Consider the following 17105-nt stretch of genomic DNA (forward strand, 5'->3'; position numbering starts at 1 on the left):
AGTCGAAATTGAAAACCATTACTTTAAACGTAAACGGAATGAGCTGTCAACACTGCGTGAATTCCATTGAAGGAGCTCTTAAGCAAATAGGGGCTGGGGGGAAGGTTAACTTGTCCAATGCTTCTGTTGAAGTTCAATTCGATGAGACCAAACTTACGGAAAGCAAAATTAAAGAGACCATCGAAGACCAGGGTTATGATGTTGTCTAAGTAATAAGTTAAGTAACCTTGAAGTGATATATAGAGGTGCCAAGAAAACCTTGGCGTCTCTAACTATGCTCTAATAAAAGACATTGATGTCGTCAAAATGAAGAAAATCGGGAAGAAGCATAACAGGTCATTTCGTTGTGAGAAATGACCTGTTTGATTATATAGTCTTGCAGAGAACGGAAGTTGAATCCGCCTATACGTTTGGAGGGAATTCATGCGTAGAATTTTAGTTGTTGAAGACGAGGAGAAAATCAGAGAAGTCATCATCGCTTATTTGAAAAAGGAAGGGTTTGAAGCGCACGAAGCGGCTACAGGGGAGAGTGCATGGAGTGAATTAGCCAATCAACCTTTTGATTTGGTTTTATTGGATCTTATGCTTCCCGATATGAACGGAGAGGAATTATGCCAGAAGATTCGAACAGCTTATCCCACACCAATTATTATGCTGACAGCTAAATCGTCCATTTCACATCGTATTCATGGTTTGTCTGTTGGGGCAGACGATTATATGGTGAAGCCTTTCGATCCTCAAGAACTCATAGCCAGAATTCGCACTGTACTGCGGCGAACCAATCAGCAAGAACTTCTGGCCGATCGATTAGAATATGGCGAAGGACGCCTGATGATTGATAGCCATGCAAGACAGGTCTTCGTTCAACATAAACCCATCAGTTTAACTCCATCCGAATATAAATTGCTTTTAGTTATGGCGAGAAACTCGGAGCGTATGTTTTCCCGGGAAGAATTGATTGAACTCGTTATGGGGTTTGAATTTGATGGAGACTCGCGTATTATTGATCAGCATGTCAAAAATTTGCGTCAAAAAATGGAGGAGGACCCGAAGAACCCCTTATTTATCAGGACTGTTTTTGGTGCAGGGTACCGCTTTAATGGGGGGAGTTTATGAAACGTACATTATCTTTTCGCTTAAGCACGGTTCTGATTTTATATACCGGCTTTATTTTAGTGATCGCTTCGATTGCTATGATCAATGCAACCCACTACCATTTTCAAATGTATGGACGCGAAATGTCCGAAGCGCAGCATTCAGCTGATTCACTGAATTCTCATTTGGAGCAAGCGATTATACAATCCATTGGCTTAACGATTGGGGGAGCTTTAATCGTCTCATTTGGGTTAAGTGTGTATATCGCCAAACGGATTTCGTCGCCGTTAATCAGCATGAAAAATATTACAATAATCATGGCCCGAGGAAAACGGGATGTCCGTCTCCCGTTGAAGAGTTTGCCCAAAGATGAGCTGGAGGAGCTGGCCGCTTCCATCAATCACTTAGCTGAACAACTGGAGCAGCAAGAAAAATTGAGAATCGCTATGACCGAAAATATTGCCCATGAGTTGCGGACACCTTTAACCACATTGAATAGTTACCTCGCGGCTATTCAAGACGGAATATGGGAGCCTACTCCGGAACGGATCCAGTCCAGCCGTGAAGAAATTCACCGTTTGATTCAGCTGGTACATGATTTGGAAGAGCTTCAAATCGTTAATTCCATCGATTTTCAATTCATGCTTGAGCAGGTCTCCTTAAAGAAGTCCATTGATCAAGTCATGGACCTCATGCGTCCTTCATTTCAACAAAAGGGAGTTAACCTGGAGAAAATAGATATACCCAATGTTTGCGTAATTGCCGATGAAAGCCGGCTTATTCAAATCTGGACAAACCTGTTATCTAATGCATTGAAATATACACCTGAAGGCGGTAGCGTTGAAGTCAAGGGTACCGTCCGGTTAGGTGTGGTCCAAATTACCGTCTCAGATAATGGCATAGGAATTCCATCAGCTGATCTTCCGCACATCTTTGAGCGTTTTTATCGGGTAGATAAATCACGCAGCCGTAAAATGGGTGGCGGTGGGCTTGGATTAGCCATTACCAAAACGTTGGTAGAGCGCCACGGTGGGCAGATATGGGCTGAAAGTGATCATGGTACACAATTTTACGTACAGTTACCGATACAAAGGTGAGGCTTATAATGACTGCAATTCATGACGCTCCTACGGGGGCGTTTTTTGTTATTCCAATATTCATTAGTTAAAGAAAAAAATAAACCGCTTGACAGTATAGGATAGGGGGCTATACTATATTCACATCGAAGCCGGGAATTTATGGTATTGATCACTCGTTCACTGACGGCCGTCACGAGCGTGAAAAGGATGAAGGACCGGTTTTATCTCTCAAAAGGAGGAATATAAAAAATGCCAACTCAATCTCAAGGTCTTTCCCAGGCTGATCCGAGGCGCTGGATGGCCCTCGCATTGTTATGCCTTGCGAATTTTATGGTGATTATGGATACATCAATTATCGGGGTAGCTTTGCCCGCCATTAAAGAAGCGCTGGGGTATTCCCAAGAAAGCTTACAGTGGGTGTTTAACGCATACGTTATTTTCTTTGGCGGCTTTCTATTGCTAGGGGGGCGGTTGTCTGATCTGTTTGGACAAAAACGCATGTTCATGTGGGGATTTCTTATTCTAACTGCAGCCTCGTTACTTGCAGGGCTAGCATGGAACGACACCTTACTCAACATCGGTCGAGCGCTCCAAGGCTTTGGGTCTGCACTCATTGCACCATCGGCATTAACGATCGTTATGATATTGTTTAGCGGAAATCCCAAGGAATTAGGAAAGGCTTTGGGATTCTGGGGCGCATCCGCTGCTGCAGGAGGTTCCGCGGGGGTGTTTCTTGGCGGTGTCATTACGGAATGGCTGAGCTGGGAATGGACATTCCTGATCAACGTCCCTGTCGGTATTCTTGCATTGATTTTGTCTCCTAGGCTCTTAGCAAAAGGAACTCGCGGAAAAGGTAGCATCGATATCATAGGATCCTTGCTTGTTACAGCAGCATTAGTTTTAATGGTTTACGGGATTGTCACTGCCGAACATAACGGATGGGGAGCACCGACGACGATATGGACGCTACTCTCAGGTATAGCTCTGTTTATCCTCTTCCTCATTGTTCAGGCGGTCAAAAAGGAGCCTCTTGTACCGCTCCGAATTTTTAAGGCGCCTAACCTCGCAGCGGGTAACATTGCACTGTTAATGTTATCAGGAGGATGGATTCCACTTTGGTACTTCCTCAATCTATACATGCAGCAGGTATTGAAATTTTCAGCTTTTACCGGCGGTGTCGCATTGCTGCCGATGACGATTGTCATCGCTATTTTCATGATTGCGATTACGGGCAAGCTCATCGCCAAGATTGGCGTAAAAGCGAATATCGTGATCGGTTTGACTGCCTTAGGAGGTTCGATGATCCTGTTCTCCACGAACACCCCTGTAGACGGAACCTTCTTAGCGAATGTGCTGCCAGCTTCACTTGTAGGTGCGCTCGGGATGTCTCTGGCTTATATTCCTTCCATGATGTCTGCCATGAACGGAGCTAAGCCTGAAGAAGCAGGGCTTGCATCAGGGCTTGCCAATACAAGCTACCAGATTGGTTCAGCGATCAGCTTGGCGATTATGGTTGCCATTGCTGCAACAACGACTTCGGCACAAGCAGGTGGCGATCCAATGGCAGCTCTGAACAGTGGATTTCAAGCTGCATTCTTGTGGTCGGGTATCGTTGCATTTATTGGCGCATTATTGGCATTGATCTTCATTCGTTCACCAAAAAAAGTTGGCTCCGACATCTCTAAATCGATGTAATCTATTTAACTTCAGTCACTTTGTGGCTGAAGTTTTTGGACTCCGGCTAATTTTAGGTAATTTGCCGGCAGAGACTTAATGGGTGTTACCAACTTGACTTTATAGGGGTGGGGGGTATATATTGAGTACAAGAGATTAATCATGCCGTGATATATGTAGTAAACCAATACGTTTGTAAGGATCTTTATACAGGAATGGAGGCAGGGACAATGAGTGTTGAACTGGAAACGGTAGAAAGTACTTTAGCAGAAAATGCAGGGTGCTGCTCAAGTGAGGAACCGGGTCGGAAGAGCCATCATTCCGAAAAAGAAAAAAACAATATGATATCCAGGTTGAACCGAATAGAGGGGCAGATCCGGGGGATCAAAGGATTGATCGAAAAAGACACTTACTGCGATGATGTTTTAAACCAGATTGCTTCGGTGCAATCGGCTTTAAATGGGGTAGGTAAGCTTTTACTTGAGCATCACATGAAGAGCTGTGTTATCGATCGGATCCAAGAAGGTGACACTGAGGTTTTAGATGAGCTATTGAAAACCATGAATAAGTTAATGAAATAAAGATCTTTAAAAGGCAGCGATCACGCTGCTTTTTATTTTGGATCATCATATAGGGTACTGGGGTACACAAAAAAAATATAGAAAAGTGTTGACTAATTATAGGGTAGGGGGGTATACTAATTTCAAGGAAGTTGTTGGAAAGCAAAATAAACACCTTAATATAACAACCCATGACAAAAAGTAATATCATGCAAGTTTTAAAACTGTGAGAATGCCTTTGCCATTATCTTCTAGGAGTGATGAACATGGAAGCCGTAGCCGGAAAAGAGAGCAAACAGACGACGCTGCAAATTACAGGAATGACTTGTGCTGCATGCGCCAATCGTATTGAAAAAGGACTGAATAAACTGGAAGGTGTTACTTTAGCCAATGTGAACTTTGCCTTGGAAAAAGCAAGTGTAACGTATGATCCAGGTAAGGTAGGCGTCGATAAGTTGGAGGAAACGATAAAAAAACTTGGGTATGATACGGCGAAAGAAGTCGTTGATTTTAACCTCGAAGGAATGACCTGTGCTGCGTGTGCTAACCGTATTGAAAAAGGCTTGAGCAAACTTCCCGGGGTTACCAACGCATCCGTCAACTTTGCGATGGAAACGGCAAGAGTTGAGTATTCGCCAGCTGATATTTCCGTTTCTGACATGCAGAATAAAGTCAAGCAGCTCGGGTATAAAGCGGTAACGAAGCAAGAGAACAAGAAGACGGTCGACCACCGGAAACAAGAAATTAAGCATCAGAAACGATTGCTGCTTTTATCGGCAATCTTGTCCCTTCCGTTGCTGTGGAGTATGGTGGCTCACTTTTCGTTCACCTCGTGGATCTATATGCCTGAAATTTTGATGAACCCATGGTTTCAGCTCATTTTAGCAACACCGGTTCAATTTTATGTCGGAAAACAGTTCTATGTGGGGGCCTATAAGGCACTCCGAAACGGAAGCGCCAATATGGACGTGTTGGTATCGCTAGGGACTTCAGCTGCTTATTTCTACAGTCTGTACCTGACGATTGACTGGTTCACTGCAGGAGCGAACGCCCACCACGGTCCATCATTGTACTATGAAACAAGTGCGATCCTGATCACTTTAGTCATCATGGGTAAGCTGTTCGAATCGCTGGCCAAGGGCCGGACTTCCGAAGCCATCAAGTCCCTGATGGGACTTCAGGCGAAGACGGCACTGGTTGTACGCGATGGTCAGGAAATTACGATCCCGGTCGATGAAGTGATTGTCGGGGATATGGTTCTTGTACGGCCCGGAGACAAAGTTCCGGTTGATGGTGTGGTGCTCGAAGGAACATCCTCCGTGGATGAATCCATGCTAACCGGAGAAAGCTTACCCGTTGAAAAGAATGCCGGTGATGCCGTCATTGGAGCGACCATCAACAAAAATGGCATGCTCCGTATTAAAGCAACCAAAGTCGGCAAGGAAACTGCGCTGGCACAGATTATTAAAGTGGTTGAAGAAGCCCAAGGTTCCAAAGCCCCGATTCAGCGGGTGGCAGACGTGATCTCCGGTATCTTCGTTCCCATTGTGGTAGGTATTGCGGTGGTCGCTTTCCTGGTCTGGTATTTCTTGGTCACACCTGGCGAGTTTGCAGAGGCCTTGGAAAAAGCAATCGCCATCCTGGTTATTGCCTGCCCATGTGCGCTGGGGTTGGCAACTCCAACATCGATTATGGCCGGGTCGGGTCGTGCTGCAGAACTCGGGATCTTGTTCAAAGGCGGAGAACACCTTGAACAGACTCATAAGATTGACGCCATAATCCTGGATAAAACAGGAACGGTAACGAAAGGTAAACCTGAACTTACGGATGTGCTTACAGAGGTGGACGAAGTAGACTTCCTTAGATTCGTCGGCGCTGCGGAGAAAAATTCGGAACACCCTTTGGCCGAAGCGATTGTGACCGGCATTCAGGAGCGCAATATTTCCCTTCCTGGAACAGAAGCTTTTGAAGCTATTCCAGGCTACGGAATCCAGGCTGTCGTCGAAGGAAAAGAACTGCTGATCGGCACTAGAAGATTGATGGAAAAGTACGATGTAGATGCTATGCATGCCTACGAAACGATGTCCAGACTCGAAGAAACGGGAAAAACAGCTATGCTCGTAGCGATCGATAAGCAATATGCCGGCATGGTTGCGGTGGCGGATACCATTAAAGAGATTTCTAAAGAAGCTGTCCAGCGCTTAAAAGGAATGGGCATTCAGGTGATCATGATCACGGGTGATAATGAGCGTACAGCCAAAGCGATCGCTGCCCAGGTTGGCATTGATCATGTACGTGCAGAAGTGTTGCCCGAAGGGAAAGCAGAAGAAGTTAAAGCCCTGCAGGCCCAAGGAAAAACCGTAGCCATGGTGGGTGATGGCATTAACGATGCTCCGGCATTAGCCACAGCCGATATAGGAATGGCTATTGGGACAGGAACGGATGTTGCCATGGAGGCGGCCGATGTGACCTTGATGCGTGGCGATCTGACGAGTATCCCGGACGCCATCTATATGAGCCGTAAAACGATGAGTAATATTCGCCAGAATTTATTCTGGGCGCTTGGTTATAACACTCTAGGCATTCCGATCGCAGCCATCGGTCTGCTGGCACCTTGGGTAGCAGGAGCAGCGATGGCTCTGAGCTCCGTATCCGTTGTACTGAACGCACTTCGGCTGCAGCGTGTAAAAGTACGCAGCTAACGATTGCAGCAGAAACGATAAGATAGCCAACAGCAGGCGAAAGGAGGTGAATAGGATGCAAGATGCAAACGTCAAAGTACATGGAATGAGCTGCCGTTCATGCATTCGTAAAATTGAAGGAACATTGAATTCCATCGGTGTGGAGGGAAAGGTTCACTTTGATCAAGGTACCGTTGAGGTCAAGTACGACGAATCAAAATTTACCCTAGGAGATATTAAGGATGTTATCCGGAGTAAAGGGTATGAGGTCGCTAATTAATATTGGGAAAAGGATGTGAGGGCATGTCGGCAAACGTAAAAATCTACACGATTCCCACCTGCAGTGATTGCAATCATGCGAAGCGATACTTCAAAGAGCAGAACGTTCCTTATATAGAATATAACTGCGAGGAAAACCCTGAATATGCAGTAGAAGTTAAAAATCTTACGGGTAAACAAATTGTTCCGACCATCCTTATTGATGATAAAGTGTTCATTGGGTTTGCAGAAAATTTCAAAGAAATAAGTGCATTACTGGCATGAATAGGATTTGGAGGGTTCAAAAGGGCTCTAACTTGTAGAATTTCAAGTTAGAGCCCTTTTACGTTGCAACTTGCTGGAGGTTGGTATTTCTCGAACAAGTTCGAGCCAGCCAAGAGGCGGGACGAACACCTGCTAAAATGTACAGCGGATATTAGACCAAATGGGTTACTAATTTTGGCTTGACTCGTAAAAAAATGATAATGGTATTGCTTCCGATATGGCCTTGTTCAACGAAAGTGGCGGCGATGCAATGTTGCCTCCCAACGGCCGGCTGCAGCATACAAATCATTCGATATCCCCCAGAATCATTTCATGTAACGCCGTTCCTGCAAGGACCATAGGATATACATTCTCATCTTTTGGTACGACAAATTCTACAAGTACGGGACCAGGTGTATTTAGAGCCTCTTGCCAAACGTGGATAGCCTCTGCTTTATTACTAGCTCTCAACCCTTTGATTCCGTAGGCTTCAGCCAGCTTTACGAAATCCGGACTGCCGGCAAGATCGATTTGGCTGTAACGCTTGGCGTAACTAAGTTCCTGCTGCTGCTTAACCATCCCCAACACTTGGTTGTTAATCACGACAATTTTGACAGGAATCCGATGAATGGAACAAATAGCCATCTCCTGCGCGCACATTTGCATGCCCCCGTCACCATTTACGGAAACCACAAGACGTTTCGGATTCCCGATCTGTGCGCCAATGGCGGCCGGTAACCCGAACCCCATCGTTCCAAGACCTCCTGAGGTGATCAGTGAGCGGGGGTGGTTAAACTTGTAAAATTGAGCTGCCCACATCTGGTGCTGGCCTACATCCGTGGTTATGATCGCCTCGCCTTGTGTGGTTTCATGGATCATTTCAATGACATATTGGGGCTTAAGCTCCGTATCCGAATCTTTGTACCGAAACGGAAAATTTCGTTTGTATTCCTGAATTTCATTGATCCAACGATCGGATGGGGAGGCGGTAGCTTTCGTATTTGCATAATCCAGTACAGCCTTGATATCACCGATGCATGCAATATCAGCCTTGATGTTTTTGCCAATTTCAGCCGGATCAATATCGATATGGGCAATCCGTTTGGCATGGGGGGCGAAACCATCCACCCTCATGGTCACCCGGTCATCAAACCGCGAACCCATGGAAATAATCAGATCGGCATGTTGGATGGCCATATTCGCTGCATATGCGCCATGATGGCCCGCCATGCCCAGCCACAGGTCGTGAGCACTTGGAAAACCTCCCAAACCAAGCAATGAGGTCGCCACCGGAATGTTGGTTTTATTCACGAACTCCAGCAGCTCATTGGATGCGCCTGAATAAACCACTCCTCCTCCGGCGATCATGACCGGTCTTTCGGATTCGGTAATCGCTTGAATCAAGGTATCGATCGGGTCTGTATCCAAATTCGGATTGGAATCGTACCCTCGAAGATGAATTGCTCCCGCGGGTTGGTAATACAGCTTGTGATTGGATACATCCTTAGGAATGTCGATTAATACAGGACCTTTTCTGCCCGTGTTTGCAATATGGAAGGCTTCGTGCACGATTCGCGGAAGGTCTTCCACATGACGAACGGAGTAATTGTGTTTCGTAATGGACAGGGTCATGCTGACGATATCCGCTTCCTGAAAAGCATCCGTGCCCATAACCGTAGTCGACACGTTGCCCGTAATGATGACGAGAGGTGTGGAATCCATATAAGCCGTCGCAATCCCGGTAATCAGATTTGTCGCTCCCGGTCCGGATGTGGCGATGCAGACGCCGACTTTCCCTGTCGATCGGGCATAACCGTCTGCTGCGTGTATCGCTCCCTGCTCGTGCCGGGCCAGAATGTGTTTGAACTCCGGATTGTCGACCATAGCGTCATAAATGTACAGCGCGTTGCCTCCGGGATAACCAAAAACATGTTCAACCCCCTCGAGCAATAAACAGCGCAAAAGGCATTCGGATCCTGTGATGAGTTCAGCGTTGTCTCTCTTCGTTTCCATGTGATATCCCTCCAATAAAAAAATCCCCTTTCATCCCAAAAGCCGACAGCATACTGCCGTACTAAAGGGGCGAAAAGGGGTTGATTTTCGCGGTACCACCCTGGTTTGCCTAAAATCTCACGATTTTGGGCCTCACGAAGTAAAGTGTTTCCTTACTTCCGGCACGGTAACGTGTGCCCATCCGGTTGAGACTACTCACTAGATCAAGCGCTTGATCCAGTTTTCGATCAACAGCTCGGAGATGACGTCATGCAAGGGGTTAAGGCAAAGGTTTCAGCATTTCCTTCGCTCTCTGGACATAAGAGCCCTTGACACTTTTTTCTCTTCATCGCTTCTTTGTTATATACATAAAAACCCCTCTCCTCCCAAGCTCGGCAGCGATCTGCCGAACGATAGGGACGAAAAGGGGTTATTTTCGCGGTACCACCCTGGTTTGCCTGAAATCTCACGATTCCGGCCTCATGAAGTAAGGAATCCCTTACTTCAGCACGATAACGTGTGCCCATCCGTTTGGAACTACTCGCCAAATCAACGCTCCAATTTGGTTTTCGATCAACAGCTCCGAGGTGACTGATAAACAAGGGGTTAAGGCAAAGGTTTCAGCATTCCCTTCGCTCTCTGGACATAAGAGCCCTTGGTACTTTTTCCTCTTCATCGCTTTTTCAAATGATATTATGAGGATATTATCACAGACTCCATGATTTTTTCAACTGGTTCTTATTCATACTGGTTTTAAGAATAGAAAAAACCGGAAAGCTGCAGGCTTTCCGGATTAATTTATACTTACATCATAGGTGGGTTCGAGTAGGCCTCAGCATTGAAGCTTTCCGGACCCGTACGTGTCGGAAATACAGAGACAACGGAAGGTACGCTAACGATGGCTTGATAGGCGATGAAACCTGGGTTCGGTGGATGATAATCAATGCCGACCCCAGACAATACAGTAGTTGTCAGCACGCTTTCCCCGTTGGTTTTTCTCACCAATTCTGATAACACACAAGGGGGTGAGAGACGCAGAAAAAAAGCATGACAGCTAAGTGTCATGCTTCTTCGTATGTAATTCCCTGTTCATCAAACACCTTCATGACGACAAACATGGCATCCAGCGTCTTAGGAAAGCCCGCATAAGATACACAGTGCATGACGGCCTCTACAATCTCATTGGGCGTAAGCCCGGCATTCAGAGCCCCTTGAATATGGAAATCGAGTTGAGCGGCCGCTCCTGAAGCAATCATAGCCCCTATCGTAAGCAGGCTCCGCTGCTTTAAATCCAGACCTGGACGGGAATACAGCGAGCCATAAGGGAACTCGACAATCAGCTTGGCCATGTCAGGACTGAATTTCTCCACTTTTTTAACCGTCGCGTTCAGCATTTCTTCACTGACCATCCGTTGTAATACTTCTATTCCTTTATCATACCGATTCGATTCCATATTACGTCCTCCGTAAGTTTTAATCTAAGCTAAGCAGTCTGGTGAGGATCGGCGGGATTTCTTGCGGGTCCACCATGACCTCGATGACCGTTGCCGTATTCGACTGCAAAGCTGTCTGAACCGCCTGCTTGATGTCGGTTTCATTCTCACAGCGAAATGCCGTTGCGCCCATGGATTGGGCAAACAAGCTAATATCCAGCGGCCGCTCATAGACAGCACCGACGGAGCGTCCCGTGTTATAGGACATTCCCTTTTCAACCATATCTAAGCGACCGTTATTCAGCACAAAGAAGATAACCGGAATCCCGTGGTTCACTGCTGTTGATATCTCGGTGCCGTGCATCATGATGCAGCCGTCGCCGGTCACACAGACGACAGGTCGATCTTGCATAGCTATTTTTGCTCCGATCGAATAGCCGATCGCCGCTCCCATCGCGATGAACACCTCATCGAAAAAGAACGTCCCGGGCTCGATGATTTCGAAATGCTGTACGGCATGAAAGGAGTGACTCCCTGCATCTCCGAAGAGTACCGCCTCTTCCGGAAGCACGGCCCGCAAGCTCCTGAACGCCGCTCCCGCTGACAACATGGTGGATTCCAACTGGGAGGACGCAGCTGCCGCTTGTGCCCGAGGTGTCAGCATCTCATGCTCTTTGGACGTTGCCCCGCTCCGCAAAATGAGTTGAGTCAAGTTGGAGTGGATATCGCCAAGGATCAATTGCGTCGGCGCCTGAATAGTTTTGCCAGCGAACGTAAGGTCATACTCAAATTGCAAGACCTTGTCCGGCTCCATCTCGGCCGTAAATCCAGACAAAGACATGTCGCACAATTTGCTGCCGATGACGATCATCAGGTCAACGCCGGATTTCAAATAATCGGTTGCATACTTGGAACCGCCGAGGCCATACCCGCCCAAGTATAAAGGATGATTGGTAGGAAAGGCCCCTTTCCCGCCAGGGGTGGTCATTACAGGAATTCCCCAATGTTCTGCAATCGTCTGCAATTGGTCATAGGTATCCGACATGACGGCCCCTTTGCCAACGAAGAGGACAGGTTTCTTGGCCTCATCTAGCAACGAGATGGCCTTATCAATGTCGGGAGATACGACGGGTGAAATATGGTCCGGCAATGGCAGGTAGAAGGTCTCCACTTCCTCCATCAGCACATCAAATGGGATGCACAGATGAACGGGTCCCTTTTCACCGGTGTAGGCTTTTTCCAAGGCATGTTTAAGGAAGAGATAGAGAGTGTCCCCCCGTTCGATGCGAGCACTGAACAAGGTGACAGGTTCGAACATTTTAACCAAATCTGCCCCAAACTGGCTTGAATCCTGGCTTAAAGCGCGCCCAGTCTCTTGCATTGAAGGCTGTCCGGTAATGAACAATACAGGCAGCTGGAATTCTTTGGCCTGCGCTGCGGCTGTAATCAGGTTTGTTCCTCCCGGCCCGGAAGTACCAATCGCGATCCCCATCGTTTTTGCTGCCAGGGCATAACCGGACGCTTCAAACCCACAGCCAGCTTCGTGACGACCCAGCACATATTGAATATCATAGTTTTCGAGTTCCAGCATCAGCGGAGAGATGGACTTTCCGGGAATGCCGAACACGTGGGTAATTCCCCATTTTTTAAAATGCTCGACTAATATTGTATACACTCTTTGTTTCATCTTATCACCCCTGCAAATTGGTTTTTATGGTCGTCGTTTGCATCAACAACTGTTCGATTTGTTCTGCTGGTATAGGTGGGTAATAATAAAAACCTTGTACTTCATGGCAGTTCTGACTGCGCAGGAAATTCAACTGATCCTTCGTTTCTACACCTTCTGCGATCACATCGATTCCAAGCTTATGGGCCATCGCGATTACCGTAGCTACAATATCCGCGTCATTCGAATCCGTCATGATATCCCTGACAAAGGATTGATCAATCTTCAGCCGGTCAATCGCAAACTGTTTCAGATAGGAGAGATTGCTGTAACCTGTCCCAAAGTCGTCGATGCAGATCAGTATACCTAGTTCCTTCAGCTTTCCGAGTATCTCGATTGCAACTTCAACATTCATCGTCATCGACTCTGTGATTTCGAGCTCCAGATAGGAGGGATCGATGTGGGTTTCGAGTAAAATCTCTTTGATGGTCTCTACCAAATCATGCTTTGAAAATTGGCGAGAAGAGAGATTCACCGACACACGCATCGGGGTAAACCCTTTTTCCTTCCACTTTTGATGCTGAAGGCAGGCGGTTTTGAGCACCCATTTTCCGAGGGGGACAATGAGTCCTGTTTCTTCGGCGATCGGGATGAACTTAGCCGGGGGGATCAAGCCAAGAGTCGGGTGATTCCAGCGAACAAGCGCCTCGGTACCGATGATTTCCCCTGTCTTTGAATCGATCTGGGGCTGGTAATATAACACGAATTCCTCTAGCTGCAGCGCTTTACGGATCGAATTCTCCAGCGTAAGCCGTTCAATACCGCCGCCGCTCGGGATAGATTTGAAAATGTTATAGTTGTTCTTCCCATCGTCTTTCATCTGGTAAAGGGCAATGTCGGCGTTCTTCATCAGCATCTCGACATCCCTGCCATCTTGAGGATAGAAGGCAATACCGATACTGGCTGTTATATATAACTCATAGCCGTCCACTGCAAATGGTTTCTCGAATGCTCTAATAATCTCTTCCGCAACCTGAATGGCTTCCGTCTGATCCGTAATCTCTTCCAAGAGGATCGTGAATTCATCCCCGCCCATTCTGGATACCAGTTGGTCCGAACCATGGCAGCAAGCTTTCAGACGCTCGGCAACCATCTGCAACAGCACGTCGCCGTTGTTATGACCCAGCGTATCGTTAATCTTCTTGAAACTGTCCAGATCGAGAAACATGACGGCAAAGATACGGTTTTCTTTCCCCCCTTGTCTCAGCAATTCACCAATATGCCCGGTGAAAAATCTTCGATTAGGCAAACCGGTTAAATCGTCATGGTAAGCTAAATAATTGATTTGCTTTTGCGTATGATAACGCTCCGTGATGTCCCGAAACTGTGCGAATGCGCCCATGATCTGCATATTCTCATCACGAATAGGGAAGGCGTCAAACAGGCAGACCCGCTCGTCTTGTCCCATCTTAGGACGCAGCATGAATTCCATATCTTCATACTCTTTCCCCGTTTGAAGGACCTCTTTAATGAAGTCGTTTGTTTTGGCATTCGGAATAGGTTTATTGATGACATCCTGCTTTTTGGCACCGGTTAAAATTTCAGCAAACTTGTTGAACTCCGTAATGTTTCCATCCCGATCCGTAATAATAATGCCGTTTCTTGTCGTTTCGATGACCACCTGATTCAGTATGTGCAATCGTCTGTTTTGCTTCTTCAATAGCAGTTCTCTTTCGATCGAATCGACAACCGTGCATAGCATCGCCAGTAAAAAGGGGTTGTGCTGGTCGATCGTCGTCATGATCGTAATGGTTCCAAGCAAATTGGAGATATCTGTATATTGAAAGGGTACGGTATAACAGGCCGAGGACCATAAAAATTCATAATAATGCTCGTCCCCGACAAGTTGAATGGGCTCACGATGATCCAAAACCAAATTAATGCTGTTGGTTCCCGCTTCGTGTTCATTGAACACGAGGCCAACTTTAATGCCCGATTGCTGAATCACAGTCTTGATCGCTTCATCCCCGGCCATTTCCAGTATGCAGCCGTTCTCATCGGTAATCAGGATGAGCAGCGGGAGCCCTTTCATGAGCTCCAACAACTTATGAACAAAGAAATCAATGACGGACAGTATTTCCTCGTATTCTGCCCGTTTTAGATTCAAATCGCTTTCTGATAAAAAGTTAGTAAAGGAGGGAATCCCCTGTGGATCAATACCTAGCTTTTCACATCTCTTTTTAGACTCCGAGATTAAGGATAACTTCGTCAAATCAATCCCCCTACTTTACCGAGAAAAATGCAATAAATTTACTTGAATGATATATAGCTGAAATTTACCGGTTCTTTTTTCATTATGACGGCGCTCAAAGTTTTTTTCAATTTATTTTCTGTTAGATTCTGGGTGATTAAAGCAAACAAAAAAGAAGCCCCACTGAGATCACTGGGTTGATGTTACAGTTTCATCCATTTCTCTTTGAAAAATAGAGAGAATAGGCGAACCGCAATGATTTTCAGCATCATATAAACAGGAATGATAACAATCATCGCGATGATTCCCCCGATATTGCCGGCAGCAAGGACAAGGATTACGGTTGTAAGGGGGTGAATATCCAGCTTTTTACCGAATACATAGGGAGCGATCAAGTTATCTTGAACTTGCTGAGCGACCAGTATGATGACAAGCGACCATATAGCCGTCGCCGGCGATTGCGTCAGCCCTACGATGACAATCGGAATCGCAGACAGGATGGCACCGACAAACGGAATAAAGTTTGCAATGACGGATATGACCGTAAGCAAGAAAGCATAGGGTAAGCCAATAATCAGGAAGCCGATATACATTAAGACGCCCAACGAAAGATTGACGATCACTCTTCCGACGATAAATCCGCTTAACATATGGTCGATTCCTGTGACGATCTCACGGGAATCGTTTTGATAACGGGTTGGCGTTGCGCGCACAAGTAAATTTCCGAACTTCTCTCCTTCTTTTAGCATGAAAAACAGGAGGATAGGGAAGGTGAACAGGATAATCGTAAAATTAGACACAAACGAAAACAAACCGCCTAAATAATTCGACATGAAAGAAAAGCCTTTGTTTAAGTAATTGGTGATGGATGAGAGTCCATTGCTTTCATTGGCCGGAAATAAGGAAGCGAGGAATCCGTTCTTCTCAAGCTCATTGATCTGTTCCCCTACGGAACTCAAGAGACTTGGGACATTATCTAAAAAGCTTATGAACTGTCCGTATAGCACTGGCCATTTGCTAGTAATGAACCAGACGATGGCAAGCGCGAAAATGACGTAAATAATCAAAATGGCCAAGGTCCGGTTAACTTTATATTTTTCCATTAACTTCACCAGCGGCCTGAGCAAATAGTAAAAAAATACGGATAGAAGCAGCGGGATGGCGACTACCTCGATTAATGCAATGATCGGACGAAATACGAAACTTACTTTGGAACCTAAGAAAATAATCAAAAACAGTAATACGATAAGCATGCCAAAGCGCAATGCTTTGTTTGTGGTGAACAAATGATTCCCCTCCATTTTGTATAAAACTCCCCGGCTTGATGCGCTCTAATCGGGCATCCGCGTTCGGTCTGTTTCCTACCTATTTGTAAAGATGCATACTCTGGGTTCTACGTCTTGTTTGGATTGGCGTTTCAGATTGAAGTCTAAAAAGCGCCAAGAAATTTGCACCCGATCGTGAAGGAAGATTATACCTTCCGGGACTCCTCGGAGAGACCAACCCTAAAATCTAGTAACCTTCACCTGAAATGCAGCGGATTTGGCTGGTGTATTCTGCGAAAGCAAAACAGCCGCCGGCTCTAAAGCCAGGCGGCTGTACCCATAATTCTTTACTTGAACTCGATCAGACGAGCTTCCAGGCGATCCCAAGTTTCGCTGATGCCTTGCAGCATGCCCATGTCCATAACCGTTTTGAGCGCCTCTGCGGAAGCATACACCGCACGGTTGATCAGCTTCGTCTTGCCTCCTAAATCGACGAATTCCAACGTGATTTCGGTCGATGGCAGTGTATCATTTACATTGCCTTCGGCATCTGAGAAGTAATCGGTGTAGATAATTTTCTCCGGCTCGGCGATTTCCTTGTAAACGCCTTTGCCCCAAGATTCCATACCGTAAAATTCGCCTTGGTTCCGGTCGACGCACTTCATGCAGTAGTGCCAAACGCCACCCGGCCGAAAATCGACGTTGCAAACAGGAATTTCCCATCCTTTGGGCCCCCACCAATGCTTGAGGTGTTCAGCCTCTTTAAACATTTGAAACACGAGATCGCGCGGTGCCTCGAATACACGTTCCAGCACCAGTACCCGGTCGTTTTCTACTTTCGAAACAATAGCATGGTTTGACATTTTATAATTCCTCCTTAACAGATT

14 protein-coding genes are annotated in these 17105 nt (G+C 46.3%); 8 read left to right on the top strand and 6 right to left on the bottom strand.

The window, feature by feature from the left end; translation table 11 throughout:
- The first annotated feature begins 8 nt into the window (after positions 1-8).
- The 8 genes from GCU45_RS26325 (at position 9) to GCU45_RS26360 (ending at position 7632) form a co-directional block, all read left to right on the top strand.
- The gene (locus GCU45_RS26325; protein WP_076169045.1) at positions 9-209 is read left to right on the top strand and encodes a copper ion binding protein; all 201 of its coding nucleotides are present in this window, start codon (positions 9-11) and stop codon (positions 207-209) included.
- A gap of 214 nt (positions 210-423) precedes the next feature.
- Entirely contained in the window at positions 424-1116 is a 693-nt protein-coding gene (locus tag GCU45_RS26330; protein WP_152401697.1) for a response regulator transcription factor, read from the top strand.
- Complete coding sequence (locus GCU45_RS26335; RefSeq protein WP_152401699.1) at positions 1113-2192, top strand: sensor histidine kinase; 1080 nt, start codon at positions 1113-1115, stop codon at positions 2190-2192. The genes GCU45_RS26330 and GCU45_RS26335 overlap by 4 nt, the downstream gene beginning before the upstream one ends.
- Positions 2193-2423: 231 nt before the next feature.
- Positions 2424-3869 carry an MFS transporter gene (locus GCU45_RS26340; RefSeq protein WP_152401701.1) on the top strand — a complete coding sequence of 482 codons (1446 nt, stop codon included), beginning with the start codon at positions 2424-2426 and terminating at the stop codon, positions 3867-3869.
- A gap of 209 nt (positions 3870-4078) precedes the next feature.
- Positions 4079-4429 (top strand): metal-sensitive transcriptional regulator, encoded by a 351-nt coding sequence (locus GCU45_RS26345; protein WP_076169039.1) that lies wholly within the window; start codon positions 4079-4081, stop codon positions 4427-4429.
- A 245-nt stretch (positions 4430-4674) separates the two neighbouring features.
- Positions 4675-7110: a heavy metal translocating P-type ATPase gene (locus tag GCU45_RS26350; RefSeq protein ID WP_152401703.1), complete on the top strand. Its 2436-nt coding sequence runs from the start codon at positions 4675-4677 to the stop codon at positions 7108-7110.
- A 55-nt stretch (positions 7111-7165) separates the two neighbouring features.
- Entirely contained in the window at positions 7166-7369 is a 204-nt protein-coding gene (locus tag GCU45_RS26355) for a heavy-metal-associated domain-containing protein (protein WP_152401705.1), read from the top strand.
- A 23-nt stretch (positions 7370-7392) separates the two neighbouring features.
- A complete protein-coding gene (locus tag GCU45_RS26360; protein ID WP_145949412.1) occupies positions 7393-7632 on the top strand; it encodes a glutaredoxin family protein in 240 nt (79 codons plus the stop codon).
- A 285-nt stretch (positions 7633-7917) separates the two neighbouring features.
- Here the strand turns inward: GCU45_RS26360 and ilvB are convergent, their stop codons facing one another.
- The 6 genes from ilvB to GCU45_RS26390 all read right to left on the bottom strand — a co-directional run bounded on the left by ilvB (position 7918) and on the right by GCU45_RS26390 (position 17081).
- Complete coding sequence (gene ilvB / locus GCU45_RS26365; RefSeq protein WP_152401706.1) at positions 7918-9624, bottom strand: biosynthetic-type acetolactate synthase large subunit; 1707 nt, start codon at positions 9622-9624, stop codon at positions 7918-7920.
- Positions 9625-10664: 1040 nt separating this feature from the next.
- Complete coding sequence (locus GCU45_RS26370; RefSeq protein ID WP_152401708.1) at positions 10665-11057, bottom strand: carboxymuconolactone decarboxylase family protein; 393 nt, start codon at positions 11055-11057, stop codon at positions 10665-10667.
- Positions 11058-11076: 19 nt separating this feature from the next.
- Positions 11077-12723, bottom strand: a complete 1647-nt coding sequence (locus tag GCU45_RS26375) for a thiamine pyrophosphate-binding protein (protein ID WP_152401710.1) — start codon at positions 12721-12723, stop codon at positions 11077-11079.
- A gap of 4 nt (positions 12724-12727) precedes the next feature.
- The gene (locus GCU45_RS26380) at positions 12728-14974 is read right to left on the bottom strand and encodes an EAL domain-containing protein (protein ID WP_152401712.1); all 2247 of its coding nucleotides are present in this window, start codon (positions 14972-14974) and stop codon (positions 12728-12730) included.
- Positions 14975-15156: 182 nt separating this feature from the next.
- Positions 15157-16254: an AI-2E family transporter gene (locus GCU45_RS26385; protein WP_152401714.1), complete on the bottom strand. Its 1098-nt coding sequence runs from the start codon at positions 16252-16254 to the stop codon at positions 15157-15159.
- Positions 16255-16565: 311 nt separating this feature from the next.
- Entirely contained in the window at positions 16566-17081 is a 516-nt protein-coding gene (locus tag GCU45_RS26390; protein ID WP_152401716.1) for an SRPBCC domain-containing protein, read from the bottom strand.
- Positions 17082-17105: the final 24 nt, after the last annotated feature.

The organism is Paenibacillus cellulositrophicus (assembly GCF_009363095.1).
In the GTDB taxonomy this organism is placed as follows: domain Bacteria; phylum Bacillota; class Bacilli; order Paenibacillales; family Paenibacillaceae; genus Paenibacillus_AQ; species Paenibacillus_AQ favisporus.

Excerpts from the sequence above, each read along its gene's own strand:
- GCU45_RS26330 (WP_152401697.1), top strand. The coding sequence starts at position 424 with ATGCGTAGAATTTTAGTTGTTGAAGACGAGGAGAAAATCAGAGAAGTC.
- GCU45_RS26335 (WP_152401699.1), top strand. The coding sequence starts at position 1,113 with ATGAAACGTACATTATCTTTTCGCTTAAGCACGGTTCTGATTTTATAT.
- GCU45_RS26340 (WP_152401701.1), top strand. The coding sequence starts at position 2,424 with ATGCCAACTCAATCTCAAGGTCTTTCCCAGGCTGATCCGAGGCGCTGG.
- GCU45_RS26345 (WP_076169039.1), top strand. The coding sequence starts at position 4,079 with ATGAGTGTTGAACTGGAAACGGTAGAAAGTACTTTAGCAGAAAATGCA.
- GCU45_RS26350 (WP_152401703.1), top strand. The coding sequence starts at position 4,675 with ATGGAAGCCGTAGCCGGAAAAGAGAGCAAACAGACGACGCTGCAAATT.
- GCU45_RS26355 (WP_152401705.1), top strand. The coding sequence starts at position 7,166 with ATGCAAGATGCAAACGTCAAAGTACATGGAATGAGCTGCCGTTCATGC.
- GCU45_RS26360 (WP_145949412.1), top strand. The coding sequence starts at position 7,393 with ATGTCGGCAAACGTAAAAATCTACACGATTCCCACCTGCAGTGATTGC.
- ilvB (WP_152401706.1), bottom strand. The coding sequence starts at position 9,624 with ATGGAAACGAAGAGAGACAACGCTGAACTCATCACAGGATCCGAATGC.
- GCU45_RS26370 (WP_152401708.1), bottom strand. The coding sequence starts at position 11,057 with ATGGAATCGAATCGGTATGATAAAGGAATAGAAGTATTACAACGGATG.
- GCU45_RS26375 (WP_152401710.1), bottom strand. The coding sequence starts at position 12,723 with ATGAAACAAAGAGTGTATACAATATTAGTCGAGCATTTTAAAAAATGG.
- GCU45_RS26385 (WP_152401714.1), bottom strand. The coding sequence starts at position 16,254 with ATGGAGGGGAATCATTTGTTCACCACAAACAAAGCATTGCGCTTTGGC.
- GCU45_RS26390 (WP_152401716.1), bottom strand. The coding sequence starts at position 17,081 with ATGTCAAACCATGCTATTGTTTCGAAAGTAGAAAACGACCGGGTACTG.